Source organism: Arthrobacter sp. LAR12-1-1.1, assembly GCF_040676555.1.
GTDB lineage: Bacteria > Actinomycetota > Actinomycetes > Actinomycetales > Micrococcaceae > Arthrobacter.
On sequence record NZ_JBEGIG010000078.1, the window covers coordinates 144,216 to 160,791 of the forward strand.

Below are 16,576 nucleotides of genomic sequence, written 5' to 3' on the forward strand. Positions count from 1 at the left end.
GGCACGCCCGCGCCGGGGGAAAAATCCGGCCGGAACGTGTGGGGTAAGGAGGGGCGCCGGGCACCACACGGCAAGGCCCCGTCTTACGTCCGGCTGATGGACAGATCGCCCGGCGAAGGACTTGCGGGCAGATACGAGTAGGTCAGGATCGCGCCGCCGGCGCGCGCGTCCGGGTTGTGGAGCGACGCCGGAGCCATGCCGGGAGGGGGAGCGGCCAGGGAGCCCGCGGCCGCCGACGGCACGCAGGCCGGGTGCATCGACGCAGGATCGGTGCAGCTCGACTGGCACACACACGACGCCGATGGCAGGGCGGCCCTGCCGCTACCTGTCAGCCCGGGACCCGGACTGGTCGCAGGCGGCGGAGCCATCGCGTCATGGGCAGTTGCCCCGGCCCGCGGGGAATGGGCCGCGGGATCGGATGCGAAACTGTGTGCCGTCTGGGAGGACAACCCTGCGGGGTCCGTGGAGGAAGTCACCGCCGTCATGGCATGAGCGCCATGCATACCGGTCATGATGTGCATCCCTAGGAATCCGGCCATGACGGCAAGCAAGCCCACGAGCAGGAATCCGCGGCGAAGCGCGGCTGCGGCATGGTGCATGAACGCTGCGGCCATGGCATTCTCCCTCCGGACAGCAGTGATCGGATGTCGGACAGGCTAAGGCTACATGCCGGGTGTTGGCCGGGCCGTTGCCGGGACACGTGCTGCCGTGCCTAGCGGACCTCGATCACTCCCATCATTCCTTGGTCCTCGTGGTCCAGGATGTGGCAGTGGTACACGGAGCGGCCGGCGAAATCCTTGAAATTGATCCTGACTTTCACCTGTCCATTGGCGGGCACGTTGACGACGTCCCGCCAGAGGGGTGCGTCCGGGGTGGTGCCTCGTGCCTCGATGATCTGCATCGGCCAGACATGCAGATGAAAAGGATGGTCCATCGGGCTGGGATTTATCAGGGTCCACTCTTCCACTGTCTGCGCGGCCGCGGTGGTGTCGGTCCGGCTTGCGTTGAATTCGCGGCCGTTGATGGTGAAGCTCATCATGCCCATCCCCATACCCATGCCGCCGGCGGCGAAGGTCAGCTGCCTGTGCGCGGCAACGACCGCGTTCCTCAGGTCCGCCGGCGCAGGCTGAGTTGGCACCGCCGGTGGAGCCGGGGCCGGGGCGCCGGACACCGACAGCGTCGCCAGCACGATGTCCGCTGTGCCCTGGCCGCCGTTTGGCGCTGGCCCTGCCGGTCCCATCATGCCGGCCATGCCGCCACGGTTGTAGTAGGCAGCCCTGAGAGTGGCGTCGCCCGCGGCCGCTGTGACCAGGACATCCGCACGGTTGCCCGGCGCCAGCAGCAACTCGTCCACAGTCCCGGGCGCGGGGTAGCGGCCGGAGTCCATGCCGCGAAGCTGCATCTGCTGCCCATCCAGGCGCAGCCGCAGGTAGCGGGCCACGCAGGTATTCACGATGAGCCACCGCTCACGCTCGCCTGGCCGGGCGGAGAGTTTCGGGTTGCTTTGTCCGTTGACCAGGACGAGGTCACCTTCCCGGCCGGTCATTCTGTCCATCGGCGAGGCGTCGGCGACGGTCCCGGACCCGTCCAGGGTGATGTCGGAAATGACCATGACACGTTCCCGGCTGGTGGCCACGGGGTCAGGGTCCTCGACGATGATCGCGCCAAACAGGCCAGCGAATATCTGATCCGCCACCATGCCGTGATGGTGGGGGTGGTACCAGTACACGCCGGGCGGGTGGTCCGCGGGGAGGCGGTACTCGTAGCTGAACGAGTGGCCCGGCTGAACCACAACAAACACGTTGTCTCCGTTGCCCTGGGGAGAGACGTGGAGTCCGTGGACATGCAGGTTGGTCGGGACGGCCATGCTGTTGACCAGCTCGACGGCCAGCACGTCTCCACCCCGCAAGCGCAGGGTTGGGCCGGGTACTCCTCCGTTGTAGCCCAGCGCCGATGCCTGTTGGCCGCCGAGCCGCACCGAACCCGGGGAAGCCTCGAGCCGGACCTGCAGCCGTCCGCTGCTGCTGCGCAGCGCCTCCGGCTCAGTGAACTCAGCGCCCGCTACGGGGGAGAACCGGGAGCTCACCGTCCACCAGAGCCCGGCCCCGCCGGCGACGATGCCTGCCGTGCCGAGGCCTCCCAGCAGGAGCGCATCCCGGCGGCTCATTGGGCGCACTACTGGTCCTCGGCGAGAACCTTTAGCTGCTCACGGTATTGCTCCGCGGTCAGCTCACCCCGGGCAAAGCGTTCATCGAGGATCTGCCGGGCCCGGCTCCTGCCCGGGTAGGGCCCCGGCGGTCCCTGCATCCCGCCCTGACTCCCGCCTCCGGCAAACATGCGCACCGCGACCAATACCAGCAGCGCTATTCCAACGAGCAGGAGGCTGCCCCACAGCCACATCCAGCCCATATTCATGCCATAGCCCCACATCAAGACCGGCGCCCTTTCGCCTCAGACCATTGATATTCAGATTCTTTGGCCAGCCCTGGACCACCGGTAGAGTCCGAAGGCCTCCTCGCCGGGGAACCCCGTCGCCGTCGAGACCGTGGAAGGCCGTGCGGCCATCCGGTTCAGCCCCGGTGCAGCCGGTCCAGGGGCACGTTCCCGCCGAGCGGTTCCCCGGTGGCAGCCCCTTGGGTCGTCACCTCGACGGCCCGTTCGACGACGGCGGCCAGCCCGCCTTCCCGGTGAGGGCCCCGCTGCAGCTGCGAGCCGGTGCCCTCCGTCAGGATCCTGTCGACGCCTTCGCGCACCAGATCCAGCTCGCCCTGCTCCTCCAGCACGGGGGCCACAAAGTCCACGAGGGCCCAGACCACATCCGCGGCCGGGGCAGGGGTGAATGTTCCGAAGTCCAGGAGCTGTCCGCGGAGTCCGCAATTGCTGGCCTGCCACGCGGCCATCCGCAGCAGCAGCGTGGGCACCGGGGCGGGGTCGACGCCGTCGTTCCATTCCCGCGCCGCGGACTCCACGAGGGCGCGCACCAGCACGGCGATCAGCGCCGCGTCCTCGGCCCGCAGACAGACGTCGGCGACCCGGACTTCCACGGTGGGATGCAACCGGGCCAGCCGTGCATCGAAATAGACCATCCCCTCGTCCATGAGGACGCCGCTTTCCACCAGCCGGGTGACCAGCCGCCGGTAGACGGGCAGGCTGCCGAAGATCATGGTGGGGCCCGACCCCGGCCAGCGGTTCCACGCCTGCGTGCGGTAGCTTTCGAATCCCGTCTCCGCGCCGTTCCAGTACGGGGAATTCGCGCTGAGGGCGAGCAGCACTGCAAGCTTGTCGCGGATCCGGTCCATCACGGCCACGCCCTCCTCCGGGGACTCCACAAAGGTGTGGACGTGGAGGCCGCAGGTCAGCTGGTTCCGCACCGTGAGCCCGAAGCGTTCCTGCATGGTCATGTACCGCTGATTCGGTGTGAGGTGCGTGGCGGCGCCTTGGGGCGAGGTGGCCAAGGCTGCGACGCGGCCGCCATGCGCGCGGGCGGCCTGGTCCGCCCGGGCCCGGCTCTGCCTGAGCTGGCGGAGAAGGTCTGCGTAGTCCAGGCAGGGCCGCGTCTGGGTCTCAATCTGTTCGAGCTTGAGCTCGTAGCTAAAGTCGGCGCCCTCGTGGACCGGTTGCTGCCCTGGGAGAACTTGGGCGGCGTCCTGCCTCTTTGGCGGAACCAGGCTGGGCAGCATCAGGTCGGCGAGGGCAAGCAGCATCCCCGATTCGGGGTCCACTATCAGCAGTTCTTCCTCCACGCCGAATGTGCGCATGAATCTATTGTGCGTCACGATCCGCAGAAACGCCCCTACACCAACACGGGATCAGTCTGGGATCAGTCTTGGAAGTACTCGATCTTCGCGCCGATGGTGTTGAGCCGTTCGGCCAGGTCCTCGTAGCCGCGCTCAATGACATAGATGTTCCGCAGCTCCGAGACGCCGCGGGCCGCCAGCATGGCCAGCAGCAGGCAGGCGGCGGGGCGGAGGGCCGGCGGGCAGCCAACCTCGGCGGCACGCCACTTGGTGGGCCCGTTGACGTATATCCGGTGGGGATCGAGCAGCTGCACCTGGGCGCCCAGTTTGTTGAGCTCGGTCAGGTAGATGGCCCGGTTCTCGTAGACCCAGTCATGGATCATGGTCTGGCCGTGGGCGTTGGCGGCGATCACCGCGAAGAACGGCAGGTTGTCGATGTTCAGGCCGGGGAAGGGCATGGGGTGGATCTTGTCCTCCGGCGCCCGCAGCTCCGAGGGCTTGGTGGTGACGTCCACCAGGCGGGTGCGGCCGTTGCGGGCAAAGTATTCCCCGGAAACCTCGAGTCGCTGGCCCATCTGTTCGAGCGTGGCGAGTTCAATTTCCATGAACTCGATCGGGACGCGGCGGATGGTGACTTCCGAGTTCGTCACGATGCCGGCGGTGATGAGGCTCATCGCCTCGATCGGGTCCTCGGACGGGAAGTATTCGATGTCGGCGTCGATCGACGGGCGGCCGGTGATCTCCAGCGTGGTGGTGCCAACCCCCGCGATTTCCACGCCGAGCATCTGCAGGTAGAAGCAGAGATCCTGCACCATGTAGTTGGGGCTGGCGTTGCGGATGACGGTGGTGCCGCGGCGGTGGGCTGCGGCCATGATGGCGTTCTCGGTGACGGTGTCGCCGCGTTCGCTCAGCACGAAGGAGCGGTCATGACCGTCCGACGGCGGCGCCTGCACCGCGTAGAACCCGGATTTCGCCTCCACGCTCAGGCCGAACTGGCGCAGTGCCTGCATGTGCGGCTGCACGGTGCGGGTGCCGAGGTCGCAGCCGCCGGCGTAGGGCAGCCGGTAGGTGTCGGCCTCGTCCAGCAGCGGGCCCAGGAGCATGATGACGCTGCGGGTCCGGCGGGCCGCCTCCACATCCATGGATGCCAGGTCCAGGACCGCGGGGCGGCGGATCTGGAGGTCGTTCGCGTTGAGCCAGGTGCACTCGACACCGATGCTGGTCAGCACCTCCACGATCCGGTTGACTTCCTCAATCCGGGCCAGCCGGCGCAGCGTGGTGGTGCCGCGGTTGATGAGGCTGGCGCACAACAGCGCGACGCCGGCGTTCTTGCTGCTGTTGACGTCCACCGCGCCGGCGAGCGTGCGGCCGCCCTCGACACGGAGGTGGGTCATCTGGGGCCGGCCCACCTTGACGATGCTGTGTCCGACGATCGCCTCCAGGCGCTGGATCATCTTCAGGCTCAGGTTCTGCTTGCCCTGTTCCATCCGGGCGATGGCGCTCTGGCTGGTGCCGAGCTCGGCGGCGAGTTGTCCCTGGGTCCAGCCCTTCGCGCCGCGGGCTTCGCGGAGCAGGAGGCCTACGTGTTCAGCAGTCGGTTGAGTCATGTCCCGAAAATATCACGGATGATTTATTAACCCCCGGCATTCCCGCCGGAGTGCCGTTAATCTCACAGGGATACCCGCATCATGCGATAACCGGCGGCTTGCGGCGCGCCGCGGAGCCGGAAACAGTTGGCGGCGCGCTACTGGCGCGCGAGGAAAACGAGGTTCCAGGTGCCCGCGCCGAGGGCCGCTGCGACGGCGGCTGCCGCGATGCCCAGTCCGCCCAGCAGTACCCAGACGTCGAGTCCGCTGTACGTGGACGGCCTGGCCCAGGTCCGCGCCGCGCCGCCAAACCCGCGGGCCTCCATGGTCACCGCGAGCCGTGAAGCGCTCCGGATCGCCTGCACCAGCAGGCCGAAGCTCTGGCCCAGGGCGGCGCGGAACCGCTGGTAGGGGTTGCCGCTCGATCCCACGCCGCGGGCCCGCCGGGCCATGCCGATCGTCTGCCATTGCTCGGCCATGATCCCGACCAGCCGCATGGCGGCCAAGGTGCCCAGGACGAACCGGTGCGGCAGTTTTGCGTTCTGGGCCAGGGCGTCGGCAAGGTCTGTGGGGTCCGTGCAGCTCATCAGCAGCACCGCAGGCAGTGCGATCGCTAGCCCGCGGAGCATGAAGCCGATCCCCAGTTGCAGGGAACCGGCGCTGATGGACCAGATCCCGGCGTCGAGCAGGACGGATCCGGCGTCGGGCGCCAGGATGGCGGTGCTCCAGCCACCCAGCGCCGCCGCGAGGATCAGCGGCCAGCCGCGCTGCCACAGCAAGGCCAGGGTCAGGCCGGCCAGCGGCAGGAGCAGCAGTTCGAAGGCCAGCGCCACCGACGCCGAGACCCAGTCAATGGACAGCGCCAGGACCAGCGTGATCAGGGTGACCGCGGTGAACTTGGCGAGCGGGTTGGCGCGGGTCAGCAGCGCATGGTTGCCGCGCAGGCTCAGTGCGTCCCTCATGGCGAGGCCCCCTCCGGCAGCTCAAGATCCGGGCCGGGAGCATCCGCGGCGGCAGTTTCCCGCGGCCGGAGTCGGAGTTCGGTGCCGCCGAGGACGGCGCTGAATTCGGCGTCATGCGTCACGGAGACGACGGCGGTGCCGGCGTCGAGCAGCTCGGACAGGAACGAGGCGAGTTCGGCCCAGGTATTGGCGTCCTGGCCGAAGGTGGGCTCGTCCAGGACGAGCAGCTGCGGGTGCGCGGCCAGCACGGTGGCTACCGAAAGGCGGCGCTTCTCGCCGCCGGAGAGCGTGTAGGGGTTGGCCTCCACGAGTTCGCTGAGCCGCAGCCGTTCCAGCAGTTCGTCCACGCGGTCTGCGCCGTAGCCGAGGTGGCGGGGGCCGAACATGAGCTCGTCCAGGACCTTGCCGGTGACGAACTGGTGCTCGGGTTCCTGGAACACTGTGCCTATCCTGGCGATCAGCTGCTGGGCCTTCCACCGGTACGGATCGGTTCCGGCGTCACCGCTGAGCTTCGGCGCGGCCGAGACCGTTCCGGCAACGGGCCGCAGGAGGCCGGCCAGCGTCAGCGCCAGGGTGGACTTCCCCGCGCCGTTCGGTCCCGTGATGGTCAGGGCCTCGCCGGCGTGGACCTGGACGGAAACTCCGGACTGGACCGGACGCGGCGCGATCGTGCGGAAGCCGTCGCGCAGCCCGGCCCGCCGCGGCCGCGCGCGTGACACCGCGAGCCCGTCGGCCGCGAGCAGGAGCTGACCTGCGTCCCATGCCGGCAGCCGCAACCGCGTCGCCGGGACGTAGCCCGGCACCCAGACGCCCGCACCGATGAGCATGTCCCGCGCCTCGGCCAGGACCCGGTCCGGCGGTCCGTCAATCAGCACGGCGGAGTCCGTGGCGGACCCGGGCTGCAGCACCACGATCCTGTCCACCAGGTCTTTCCAGACCCCCACCCGGTGCTCCACGACCACCAGGGTGGCGCCGGTCTTGTCCAGGCAGCGGCCCACAGCGTCGCGGACCTCCAGGACGCCGGCGGGATCGAGGTTGGCGGTCGGCTCGTCGAGCAGCAGCAGCCCCGGCCGCATCGCAAGGATCCCGGCGAGCGCCAGCCGTTGCTTTTGTCCGCCGGAGAGTGCCGACGTCGGGTGGTCCAGCGGCAGCCGGCCCAGCCCGACGTCGTCGAGTGCCTCGCGCACGCGCGGCCAGATCTCCGCCGCCGGGACGGCGAGGTTCTCCGCCCCGAAGGCGACGTCGTCGCCGAGGCGGGAAAGCACCACCTGGGTTTCCGGGTCCTGCTGCACAAGCCCGGCGCGGCCGCGCTGCGCCCGTGGTGGGGCACCGTCGATCAGCAGGCTTCCGGTCTCGTCTGAGTCTTCGGAGTCGCCGGCCGGCCCCGAGGCGCCGGCCGCGCCGTCGCCCAGCACGCCGGCCAGGGCGTGGAGCAGCGTCGATTTGCCGGCGCCGGAGGGGCCCAGCAGGAGCACGCGCTCCCCCGGCCGGATGTCCAGGTCAAGGCCGCTGACGGCGGGCCGGGGCCTTCCAGCGTGCCGCCAGCCCCAGCCGCGGGCCGTGACGGCGGCCGGCCGGACGCCTGTTGAAGATCTCATGGGTGCTCTGCAGAGTTCAGGATAAGAGGGTTCTGGAGAAGCGATCAGGAGAAAACAGGCTCCGTGGCGGCCTTGCGGGAGGCAAAGGAGCCCAGCACTCCGGTCTTGGCCAGGCCGCGGGTGGCGAGCCAGGACAGTCCGCCGGCAATCACTGCGCCGGAGATTGTGGTGAAGGCGATGTAGGCGAGCTTGTCCCCGGCTGCGTAGGCGATGTTCCAGCCCCACGGCAGGAAGGAATCGTTGAGGCCGCAGAACAGGCCCGCGCCGGCTCCGGCGAGCAGGGACACCGGCAGGTTGAACTTCTTATAGAGGAAGGCCGCGAAGACCAGTTCCGCGCCGAGGCCCTGCAGGATGCCGGAGATCAGCACCGTGGTGCCGTACTGCGAGCCCATGATGAGCTCGCCCGTGGCCGCGACGGTTTCGCAGAAGAGCGCTGCGCCCGGCTTGCGGATGATGAGCATGCCCAGCACCGCCGGGATCATCCAGCCGCCGGCGTAGAGTCCGCTGAGCGGCGGGTAGAGCGCGTTGACCGGGACCGAAATGAGGTTCGCGCCCTGGGACCAGGCCCAGAAGATGACGCCGCCGGCAACGGCGATCAACGCGGCCACCACAATGTCCACCACACGCCAGGTGTAGTTGCGCCGGGCCGATGATGGGCCGGCGGAACCATGCTGTGCTGAAATATCTGTCATGTCGTCCTCCTGAGGAACAGGAGGGGAGGGTGCTCCGGCCGGCTTCGGCTTCCGCCGCCCTCCGCGCACCCTGAGAACTCGACTCCCTTGCGCCGGTACTAACCGGATCAGGTTCGAGGGTCTGCGGCTGTCCGCACTCTCAGCGCCCACCTAAGGTTTCCCCGGATTTTTCCGGTGATGCCCGACGGCGGCGCTCCCCTGTCGTAAATTGTTTCGCCCTTGTGGGCTGGCTCAGTTTACACCCGGAGGGCCGGGTTTTCAGCGGCGTGCCGTCACAATCCGGGACGGGGCAAAGCCGGTCTCCGCGGCCGGGAACGCCCCGCTTGGTAGAGTCGACGTGTCGGACACCCGGACCCGCCAGCGGGCGGCCTCGTCACCCACCGGAAAGCTGGATTATTTTGACGCAGACACCAGCCACACAAGATCCCTCCGGGGAATACGACCCTGACTCGAGGGAGCCGCAGCCGCAGGGATCCCTGGCGGTGCTCATCGGCCGGGTACTGGCCGAGATGGACGCGCTCCAGTTCGCGTCGTTCAGCAAGGACGACGCCCTGGACCTCGGGCTCCTCCTTGTCGAGCTGGGCAGGCAACGCTCGCTGCCCATCGCGGTCGACATCACCAAGGGCGAGCAGGTGCTCTTCCACGCAGCGCTGGACGGTGCCACGCCGGACAATGAGCGCTGGATCAACGCCAAGAAGCGGACCGCCATGCGGTACGAGGTCCCGTCCCTGCTGGTGGGCCTCCGGGCCCGCGCTGCCGGCGGAATGATCGAGGACAACGCCTGGTGGGACCAGACGGAGTTCGCCGCCCACGGCGGGGCGTTCCCCATTTACGTGCGCGGCACGGGCGCTGTCGCCGTCGTCACCGTCTCCGGCCTGCCCCAGAAGGCGGACCACGAACTCGTGGTCGAGGCCCTGCGGATGGTCCTCATACCGGAACGCTAGGCTAGGGAGAGACCCAGTTCCCGTCCCAAGGAGACCGAAGAATGAACATCATCATCAAGCTGCTCGGCACCGGCATCAGCCTCCTGGCCGGCTTTGCCGGCACCAAGCTGGTGGACACTATCTGGGAAAAGTCCACGGGCAACAAGCCGCCCAAGGGCCACGACGACGACGTCCCCACCACGCTGCGCTCGGCCCTGACGTTCGCCCTGATCTCCGCATCGGTCAGCGCCATCATCCAGGTGCTCGCCAACCGCGGCACCCAGCGCGCGATCACCCGCTTCGCCAAGACCCAGGACATCGTCTGACCGGACTCGACTAGCGGCGGCGCCGGTCGAAGCGTCGGTCGATGTGCCGGGCTGCCGCGCCGGTCACCGAACGGGCTCAGCGGCCGGCTTCGTCGTCGTCCACTCCGTGTTTGGCCGCCTGCTGGCCCGCTGCCTGTTGAACTATGGCTTCGAGCTCGTCGGAGCTCAGCAGTTCCGGATGCAGGTGCTTGGTCCGGTAGCCGGCCCGGCCCACCATGTGGGCCGACACGGGGACGGTGAGCAGCTGGAAGAGCCAGGCCACCACCAGGACGGGCCACACCCACCAGCTGCGCATCTGCAGGCCAAGCGCCGCCAACAGCAGGAACAGGCCGAGGACCTGCGGCTTGGTGGCGGCGTGCATCCTGCTCATGAGGTCCGGGAACCGCAACAGACCGATCGCGGCGCCGAGTGACATGAGCGCGCCGGTCACCATGAACACGGCGGAGACGGCATCGATCACTGTTTCAGGATTCACGGACGCTCTCCCTTCTCTCAGCCACGAACCGGGCCACAGTGACCGAGCCGACGAACCCGATGAGGGAAATCGCAACGAGCAGCATCAGGTTGTTGAGGTGCCGGTTGACGGCCATGTCGATGCACAGGGCCGCCCCAAAAATGGCCAGCAGCACGTCGGCGGCGAGAACCCGGTCCAGCAGCGAGGGGCCCCGCCCGATCCGGACGATCGCCCCCGCGGCGGCCAGGGAAAGTACGACGGCGGTCACCGTCAGGACGGTCTGCATCATGCGGCGATCTCCTGTGTGAGGGCGGACAGTTCGTCTTTGGTCCCCATGATCCTGATCAGCCCGGCCTCGGTGTCCCGGACCTCCTTGCGCAGCTTGGCCGCGTCCTCGGCATTGCGGACGTTGATGCCGTGGATGTAGAGCGTGGACGTTGACCTGTCCACCTCCACCACGAGGGATCCCGGAATCAGCGAGATCACATGCCCGGTGGCAGTGACCAGGAGGTCGGAATGGCTCCGGAGCGGCACGGCGACAATGGCGCTGACCACGTTGGGGCCGCGGACCACGGCGAGGTACAGGACCTGGAAGCTTGCCGCGACGACCTTTCCGAGGAAGATGAGGGCGAAGGGCACGGCGCGGAGCACGTTGAAGCGGCCGCCGAGCTCCACGGGGGGCAGATAGAAGATGCGCGCCACAAGCACGGCGATGAGGGCCCCGAAGAGGAGATTGCCCGGGCTGAAGTTCTGCCACAGCGCGCCCCAGACAAAAACGAGCCACACCAGCAGCGGCAGTTCCTGGCGCAGCGAGATCCTTTTCCGGTTCATTTGCCGCCACCCTGCAACTCGCCCTGCCCGGGCTGGGCCGCCGGAGGCACCGGCGGCACCGGCGCGTCCTCGCCAAGCACGGCCTGGATATAGGAGGACCTGTCCAGCATCTCCCCGGCGGACTGGTCGGCCACCCTGAACAGCGGCCCGGCGAAGACTGTCAGGGCCACGCCAAAGACCACCAGGCCCAGGGTGGAGCCCACCATGGTGCGGGGCAGCAGGGTCACGTTCGTCCTCCCGGCCCGGTCCCCGGTGGCGGAGTCGGCCGGTGCCGCCAGGAGCACCGGATCGGGGTGCTCAGCGTCCCCGGGCTTGCGCCAGAACGCCCGGTTCCAGACCCTCGCGATCGCCAGCAGGGTCAGCAGGCTCGTCAGCACGCCGCCGATCACCAGGGCGTAGGCCAGCGGTGTGCCCAGTTCGACGCCTGCCTGTAGCAGCCCCAGCTTGCCCAGGAAACCCGAGAACGGCGGGATTCCGGCCAGGTTCATGGCGGGAATGAAGAACAGGACCCCCAAGACCGGGGAGAGCTTGGCCAGCCCGGCCACGCGGTCCATGGATGAGCTGCCGCCGCGGCGTTCAATCAGTCCGGTCACCAGGAACAGGCTGGTCTGGATGGTGATGTGGTGGGCCACGTAGAACACCGCGGCGCCCAGGCCGGCCACCGTGGACATGGCCAGGCCGAACACCATGTAGCCAATGTGGCTGACCAGCGTGAAGGACAAGAGCCTCTTGATGTCGCTTTGGGCCAGGGCGCCGAGGATACCCACCACCATGGTCAGCAGCGCCGCGACCATCAGCGGGGCGTTGAGCGCATCCCCCGGGAAAAGCAGCGTCTCCGTGCGGACCATCGCATACACGCCCACCTTGGTCAGCAGCCCGGCAAACACCGCGGTGACGGGGGCCGGTGCAGTGGGGTAGGAGTCGGGGAGCCAGAAGGACAGCGGGAAGACGGCGGCCTTGATGCCGAAGGCCACCAGCAGCATGACGTGCAGCAGCGTCCGGGTGCCTTGGTCGAGGTCCCCGAGCTTGATGGCGAGATCCGCCATATTGATGGTTCCGGTGGCGCCGTAGACCATGGCGATCGCGATCAGGAACAGTACCGAGGACACGACGGAAACCACCACGTAGGTCACGCCGGCCCGGATGCGCGGGCCCGTGCCGCCGAGGGTGATGAGCACGTAGCTGGCCGTCAGCAGAATCTCAAAGCCGACGTAGAGGTTGAAGAGGTCTCCGGAGAGGAAGGCGTTCGACACCCCGGCCACGAGGATCAGGTAGGTCGGGTGGAAGATCGAGACCGGCGCGTCGCGGTCGCCGTCGGCCATGCCCTGTCCCGTTGCGTAGATCAGCACCGCAAGGCTCACGGTCGAGGACACCACGAGCATGAGCGAGGAGAACTGGTCCACCACCAGCACGATGCCCCAGGGCGGCAGCCAGCCGCCGATGTCCACCGCGGCCGTCCCGCCTTCCCAGACGGAGGCCAGCAGCCAGCACTCCAGCAGCAGGGTCAGGGTCAGGACGGCGATGCTGATCGCGCGCTGGGCCCGGGTGTGATGGATGAGCAGGAACGTCAGGGCGGCGCCCAGGATGGGGAGTACGACGGCGAGCGGGGCAAAGCTGGTGATGTTCACTCTTCGCCTCCTTCCGGGCTGGGGTCAACGTTCAGGGAACCGGGCTGCTCTTCAGAGGCGGCCTTGTCGGCCCGCACGGGGCGGTCACCGGACATGACCGCGGCCGTGCCGCCCCCTGTGCCGGGAGCGGGAGCGGAGGCTGTGGCCTTGTCTATGGTTCCGGCGCCGTCGGAGCCGACCATGGCCAGCGGGAACTCTGACGTCTCGGCCGGGATCACGGAGTCGTCCTCGGCATCGAAGCTGGGCGTTTCTGCGACGCGGCGGTCCTCGGCGTCGTCCTGGATTTCATCCTGGCGGGCCAGGACCCAGGTGCGGTAGATGATGCCCAGCATAAACGCCGTGACGGCGAAGGAGATCACGATCGAAGTCAGGATCAGGGCCTGCGGCAGGGGGTCGTTGTAGTCCCCCGCCGGGGTGTCCTTGTCGAAGATCGGCGCCAGCCCGGCGTAGCCGCCGGTGGCGAGGATCAGCAGGTTGGTGGCGTTGGCCAGCAGCATGAGGCCCAGCAGGACCCGGGTGAGGCTGCGTTCGAGGATCAGGTAGATGCCGCAGGCGTAGAGGGCGCCCATGACCGTCAGCAGGGTCAGGTTGACGCTCATGTTCTCCCCCTGGAAGTGGTTTCGGCGTCGTCGGCCTCGACGGGGGCCCCGGCGGGGACTCCGCCGCTGTCCTCGTCTTCGGAGGGCTCGGCGGGCTCTTCGAAGTGCTCGTCGATTTCCGCACCGAGGCTGCGCAGCACGTCCAGGACCAGTCCGACCACCACGATGTACACACCGATGTCGAAGATGGTCGAGGTGACGAACTTGATGTCACCGAAGACCGGTAGCCACAGCTCCACGATGGCGCTCTGGAACACCTGGCCGCCCAGCAGCAGCGGAGTCATTCCGGCGGCCGCCGCCGTGGCCAGGCCGATCCCCAGCAGGGTGCCGGCGCCGACGGGCGTGGCTTCGCGGAGTTCGAAGCGGCCGCCTGCCAGGTAGCGGATGGTCAGGGCGAGGCCGGCGGTGAGGCCACCGGCGAAGCCACCACCGGGCAGGTTGTGGCCGGCGAGGAGCAGATAGAGGGAGAACACGATGATCGAGTGGAAGATGAGGCGGGTGACCACCTCGAAGATGATCGAGCGGCGTTCGGGTGCCAGGGTCCGGCCGGCCACCAGCCAGGCGTCGCGCGTCGCGGCAGCAAACCGCCGGTTCATCGCCAGGGCGGCATCATCCCTGGTGCTGCCCCTGGCTCCGGTCCGCCGGCCCACGGTCCCTTCCTCGACCGACGCGGACGTCTGGAGGCGGTCGCCGCGGCCCCGGACGAAAATAAGGCTGGCCACGCCGGTGGCGGCCAGGGCAAGGACGGAGATCTCGCCAAAGGTGTCCCAGGCCCGGATGTCCACCAGGGTCACGTTGACGACGTTGAGGCCGCCGCCGCCTTCATAGGCCAGTTGCGGGAACTGCAGGGAGACCGGCGCTGCCACCCGGGCGCCGAGGGCGTAGATGGCCACGAAGATCATGGTGACGCCGAAGGCCAGGCCGATCACCACGCGGATGACCCGGTATCTGCCGCCGGTGCGGTCCCGCAGCCCCGGCGGAAGGCTCCGCATGGCCAGCACGAACGCCACCAGGATGATGGTTTCGACCAGCATCTGGGTCAGGGCAAGGTCCGGGGCCCCCTGCAGCGCGAACATCAGGGCAATCCCGTAGCCGGTGACGGACACCATCAGGACGGCCAGGAACCGTTTGTTGGCGCGCACCGCGGCCAGCGCCCCGATCACGATCCCGGCGCCGGCCACCAACTGCAGCGGCGCACCGGGATCGATGAAATACAGACCCTCCGGCAGCGGCTTGTTGGCCATCAACAGCGCCGTCAGCGGCAGGACGAACGCCACGGTCAGGATGACGGAGAGGTAGAAGAACAGCGAGCCTCGCTGGGTGCGGCCGGTGATCCAGACCGCGGCGTCGTCCAGGGCGCCGATCGTGTGCTGGTAGGCGCGGTCGCTGTCGATCCAGCCCGGCACCAGTGCCTGCAGCCGGGCCACGGCGTTGCGGCCGTAGAACATGGCCAGGCCCAGGACGAACGTCACCGCGGTCAGCCCCAGGGCCGGGGTGATGCCGTGCCACAGCGCCAGGTGCCCGGGCGAGGACGTGGAGCCGTCCACAAACAGCTCCGCATAGGGCTGGATCCAGCCGTCCACGGGGGCGGGCCATAGTCCGTAAAGGACCGTGAGGAGGCTCAGGATCGCAGGCGCGGCCAGGAAGGCGGGTTTGATCGGTTTGAAGGACGTGGGCTCCACGCCGGGCTTGACAGCGAAGGCGCCCCACATGAACCGGGCGCTGTAGGCGAAGGTCAGGACGGAGCCCAGGACCACACCTCCCAGCAGCCAGGGCCCGGTCCCGGACTCCGAGCTGTATTGGATGAAGGCCTCGTACACCGATTCCTTGGCGACGAAGCCGGCCAGCGGGGGTACGCCCGCCATCGAGGCCGCGCCGATCGCCGCGACGATCGCCAGTGCCCGGGCCGAGCCGTAGACGCCGGAGAGCTCGCGGATGTCCCGGGTCCCGGCCTGGTGGTCGATGATTCCCACCACCAGGAAGAGCGTGGCCTTGAACAGCCCGTGCGCCAGGAGCAGGGCTAGCCCGGCGAGCGCCGCCTCGGGGGTGCCCAGGCCCACCACCATGATCATGAAGCCCAGCTGGCTCACGGTGCCGTAGGCGAGGATGAGCTTGATGTCGGTCTGCCGCAGGGCCCGGTAGCCGCCCACCAGCATGGTGGCCAGGCCCAGGCCGAGGACGATCGGCAGCCAGGGCGCGGTTTCCGCGAATCCGGGGGCCATCCGGGCAACCAGGTAGATCCCGGCCTTCACCATGGCCGCGGCGTGCAGGTACGCGCTGACGGGTGTGGGGGCGGCCATCGCGCCGGGGAGCCAGAAGTGGAACGGCACCAGGGCGGATTTGGTGATCGCACCGATCAGGATGAGGACGACGGCGGCGCTCACGGCCCCGCCCGCGGGGCCGGCGACAAGGGCGGGTGCCTCGTCCACGATGGCCTGGATCCGGTAGGTTCCGGCCGTCGAACCGAGGATGATGAGCCCCACAAGCATGGCCAGCCCGCCGGCGGTGGTCACCACCAGCGCCTGCAGCGCCGAGCGCCGAGCGGAGAGCCGGGTGCGGGCGTAGCCGATCAGCAGGTAGGACAGCACCGTGGTCAGTTCCCAGAAGATGAACATCAGCAGGAGGTCATCGGCGGTAACGAGGCCGAACATCGCACCTGCGAAGGCCAGGAGCTGGGCCCCGAAACCGCCGAGGTACTCGTCCTTGTTCTCGAAGTAGCGGGCGCAATAGACCAGCACCAGCGCACCCACTCCCAGCACCAGCAGGGACATGACCCAGGCCAGGGCGTCCATCCGGAACGCGAGATCGAGCTGCAGCCCGGGAATCCAGGGCACCACTTCCGTGATCGCCCCGTCTGGAACTGAATACACTGCCTCATGCTGCAGGAGCAGCCAGATAAAGGAGGCCGCGGGGACCGCGGCCAGGGCGAAGAACGAATTCCTGCCAAACTTTCGGAACAGCAGCGGGGCCACAGCAGCCACCGCAAAGTGCACGGCAAGGACTGTGATCACTGGTATCTCCGCAACGTCAGAAAAGTCGATTGTCAGCAAGTTGGAGCAGGCGGGTCATTTGTTAGGTTCGGTGCCGACAGTTTACCAAGCGTGTACAAATTCTTTTGGCAGGGACACCGGCCGCTGAACAATTCGAAGCCAAAGCGGCGCCGGAGCTTACCAATGCCGGGCAAAACCCGCCGGAGACCCTGCACGCTGCCCCGCGGAGGAGACCCTGGGCAGTTACCAT

At 68.3% G+C, this 16,576-nt stretch carries 16 protein-coding genes and 1 riboswitch; of the genes, 3 read left to right on the top strand and 13 right to left on the bottom strand.

The features are described from left to right. Positions 1-195: 195 nt before the first annotated feature. Complete coding sequence (locus MRBLAR12_RS22770) at positions 196-492, top strand: hypothetical protein (protein WP_229993123.1); 297 nt, start codon at positions 196-198, stop codon at positions 490-492. Positions 493-712: 220 nt separating this feature from the next. On the opposite strand, the gene MRBLAR12_RS22775 is transcribed toward MRBLAR12_RS22770, so the two are convergent. From MRBLAR12_RS22775 to MRBLAR12_RS22805, 7 genes are all read right to left on the bottom strand, one after another. Then, positions 713-2,167, bottom strand: a complete 1,455-nt coding sequence (locus MRBLAR12_RS22775) for a multicopper oxidase family protein (RefSeq protein ID WP_229993122.1) — start codon at positions 2,165-2,167, stop codon at positions 713-715. Positions 2,168-2,175: 8 nt separating this feature from the next. Continuing rightward, positions 2,176-2,433 carry an SHOCT domain-containing protein gene (locus tag MRBLAR12_RS22780; RefSeq protein ID WP_229993121.1) on the bottom strand — a complete coding sequence of 86 codons (258 nt, stop codon included), beginning with the start codon at positions 2,431-2,433 and terminating at the stop codon, positions 2,176-2,178. Positions 2,434-2,570: 137 nt separating this feature from the next. Next, entirely contained in the window at positions 2,571-3,758 is a 1,188-nt protein-coding gene (locus MRBLAR12_RS22785; RefSeq protein ID WP_364748667.1) for a glutamate--cysteine ligase, read from the bottom strand. Positions 3,759-3,820: 62 nt separating this feature from the next. Beyond that, positions 3,821-5,344 carry a UDP-N-acetylglucosamine 1-carboxyvinyltransferase gene (locus tag MRBLAR12_RS22790; protein WP_229993119.1) on the bottom strand — a complete coding sequence of 508 codons (1,524 nt, stop codon included), beginning with the start codon at positions 5,342-5,344 and terminating at the stop codon, positions 3,821-3,823. Positions 5,345-5,481: 137 nt separating this feature from the next. Further along, positions 5,482-6,285 carry an energy-coupling factor transporter transmembrane component T family protein gene (locus MRBLAR12_RS22795; protein ID WP_364748669.1) on the bottom strand — a complete coding sequence of 268 codons (804 nt, stop codon included), beginning with the start codon at positions 6,283-6,285 and terminating at the stop codon, positions 5,482-5,484. Then, positions 6,282-7,883: an ABC transporter ATP-binding protein gene (locus MRBLAR12_RS22800; protein ID WP_364748671.1), complete on the bottom strand. Its 1,602-nt coding sequence runs from the start codon at positions 7,881-7,883 to the stop codon at positions 6,282-6,284. Before MRBLAR12_RS22800 ends, MRBLAR12_RS22795 begins: the two co-directional genes overlap by 4 nt. Before the next feature lie 44 nt (positions 7,884-7,927). Continuing rightward, a complete protein-coding gene (locus MRBLAR12_RS22805) occupies positions 7,928-8,575 on the bottom strand; it encodes an ECF transporter S component (RefSeq protein ID WP_364748674.1) in 648 nt (215 codons plus the stop codon). A gap of 66 nt (positions 8,576-8,641) precedes the next feature. Beyond that, positions 8,642-8,785, bottom strand: a riboswitch (TPP riboswitch). 188 nt (positions 8,786-8,973) lie between these two features. Here MRBLAR12_RS22805 and MRBLAR12_RS22810 point away from each other — a divergent pair. Together MRBLAR12_RS22810 and MRBLAR12_RS22815 are read left to right on the top strand one after the other, a co-directional pair. Further along, positions 8,974-9,519: a heme-degrading domain-containing protein gene (locus MRBLAR12_RS22810; protein WP_364748677.1), complete on the top strand. Its 546-nt coding sequence runs from the start codon at positions 8,974-8,976 to the stop codon at positions 9,517-9,519. Between the two features lie 41 nt (positions 9,520-9,560). After that, on the top strand, positions 9,561-9,824 hold the full coding sequence (locus MRBLAR12_RS22815) for a DUF4235 domain-containing protein (RefSeq protein WP_229993114.1): 264 nt from the start codon (positions 9,561-9,563) through the stop codon (positions 9,822-9,824). A gap of 76 nt (positions 9,825-9,900) precedes the next feature. On the opposite strand, the gene mnhG is transcribed toward MRBLAR12_RS22815, so the two are convergent. Genes mnhG through MRBLAR12_RS22845 form a run of 6 tightly spaced genes read right to left on the bottom strand, consistent with a single transcriptional unit; the run spans position 9,901 to position 16,347 of the window. Beyond that, the gene (gene mnhG, locus MRBLAR12_RS22820) at positions 9,901-10,299 is read right to left on the bottom strand and encodes a monovalent cation/H(+) antiporter subunit G (protein ID WP_364748680.1); all 399 of its coding nucleotides are present in this window, start codon (positions 10,297-10,299) and stop codon (positions 9,901-9,903) included. After that, positions 10,289-10,567, bottom strand: a complete 279-nt coding sequence (locus tag MRBLAR12_RS22825) for a monovalent cation/H+ antiporter complex subunit F (RefSeq protein ID WP_090579929.1) — start codon at positions 10,565-10,567, stop codon at positions 10,289-10,291. Before MRBLAR12_RS22825 ends, mnhG begins: the two co-directional genes overlap by 11 nt. Then, positions 10,564-11,109: a Na+/H+ antiporter subunit E gene (locus MRBLAR12_RS22830; protein ID WP_229993113.1), complete on the bottom strand. Its 546-nt coding sequence runs from the start codon at positions 11,107-11,109 to the stop codon at positions 10,564-10,566. Before MRBLAR12_RS22830 ends, MRBLAR12_RS22825 begins: the two co-directional genes overlap by 4 nt. Next, positions 11,106-12,737: a Na+/H+ antiporter subunit D gene (locus MRBLAR12_RS22835; protein WP_364748684.1), complete on the bottom strand. Its 1,632-nt coding sequence runs from the start codon at positions 12,735-12,737 to the stop codon at positions 11,106-11,108. Before MRBLAR12_RS22835 ends, MRBLAR12_RS22830 begins: the two co-directional genes overlap by 4 nt. After that, complete coding sequence (locus MRBLAR12_RS22840) at positions 12,734-13,336, bottom strand: Na(+)/H(+) antiporter subunit C (RefSeq protein ID WP_364748687.1); 603 nt, start codon at positions 13,334-13,336, stop codon at positions 12,734-12,736. Before MRBLAR12_RS22840 ends, MRBLAR12_RS22835 begins: the two co-directional genes overlap by 4 nt. After that, the gene (locus tag MRBLAR12_RS22845; RefSeq protein WP_229993110.1) at positions 13,333-16,347 is read right to left on the bottom strand and encodes a Na+/H+ antiporter subunit A; all 3,015 of its coding nucleotides are present in this window, start codon (positions 16,345-16,347) and stop codon (positions 13,333-13,335) included. The genes MRBLAR12_RS22840 and MRBLAR12_RS22845 overlap by 4 nt, the downstream gene beginning before the upstream one ends. Positions 16,348-16,576: the final 229 nt, after the last annotated feature.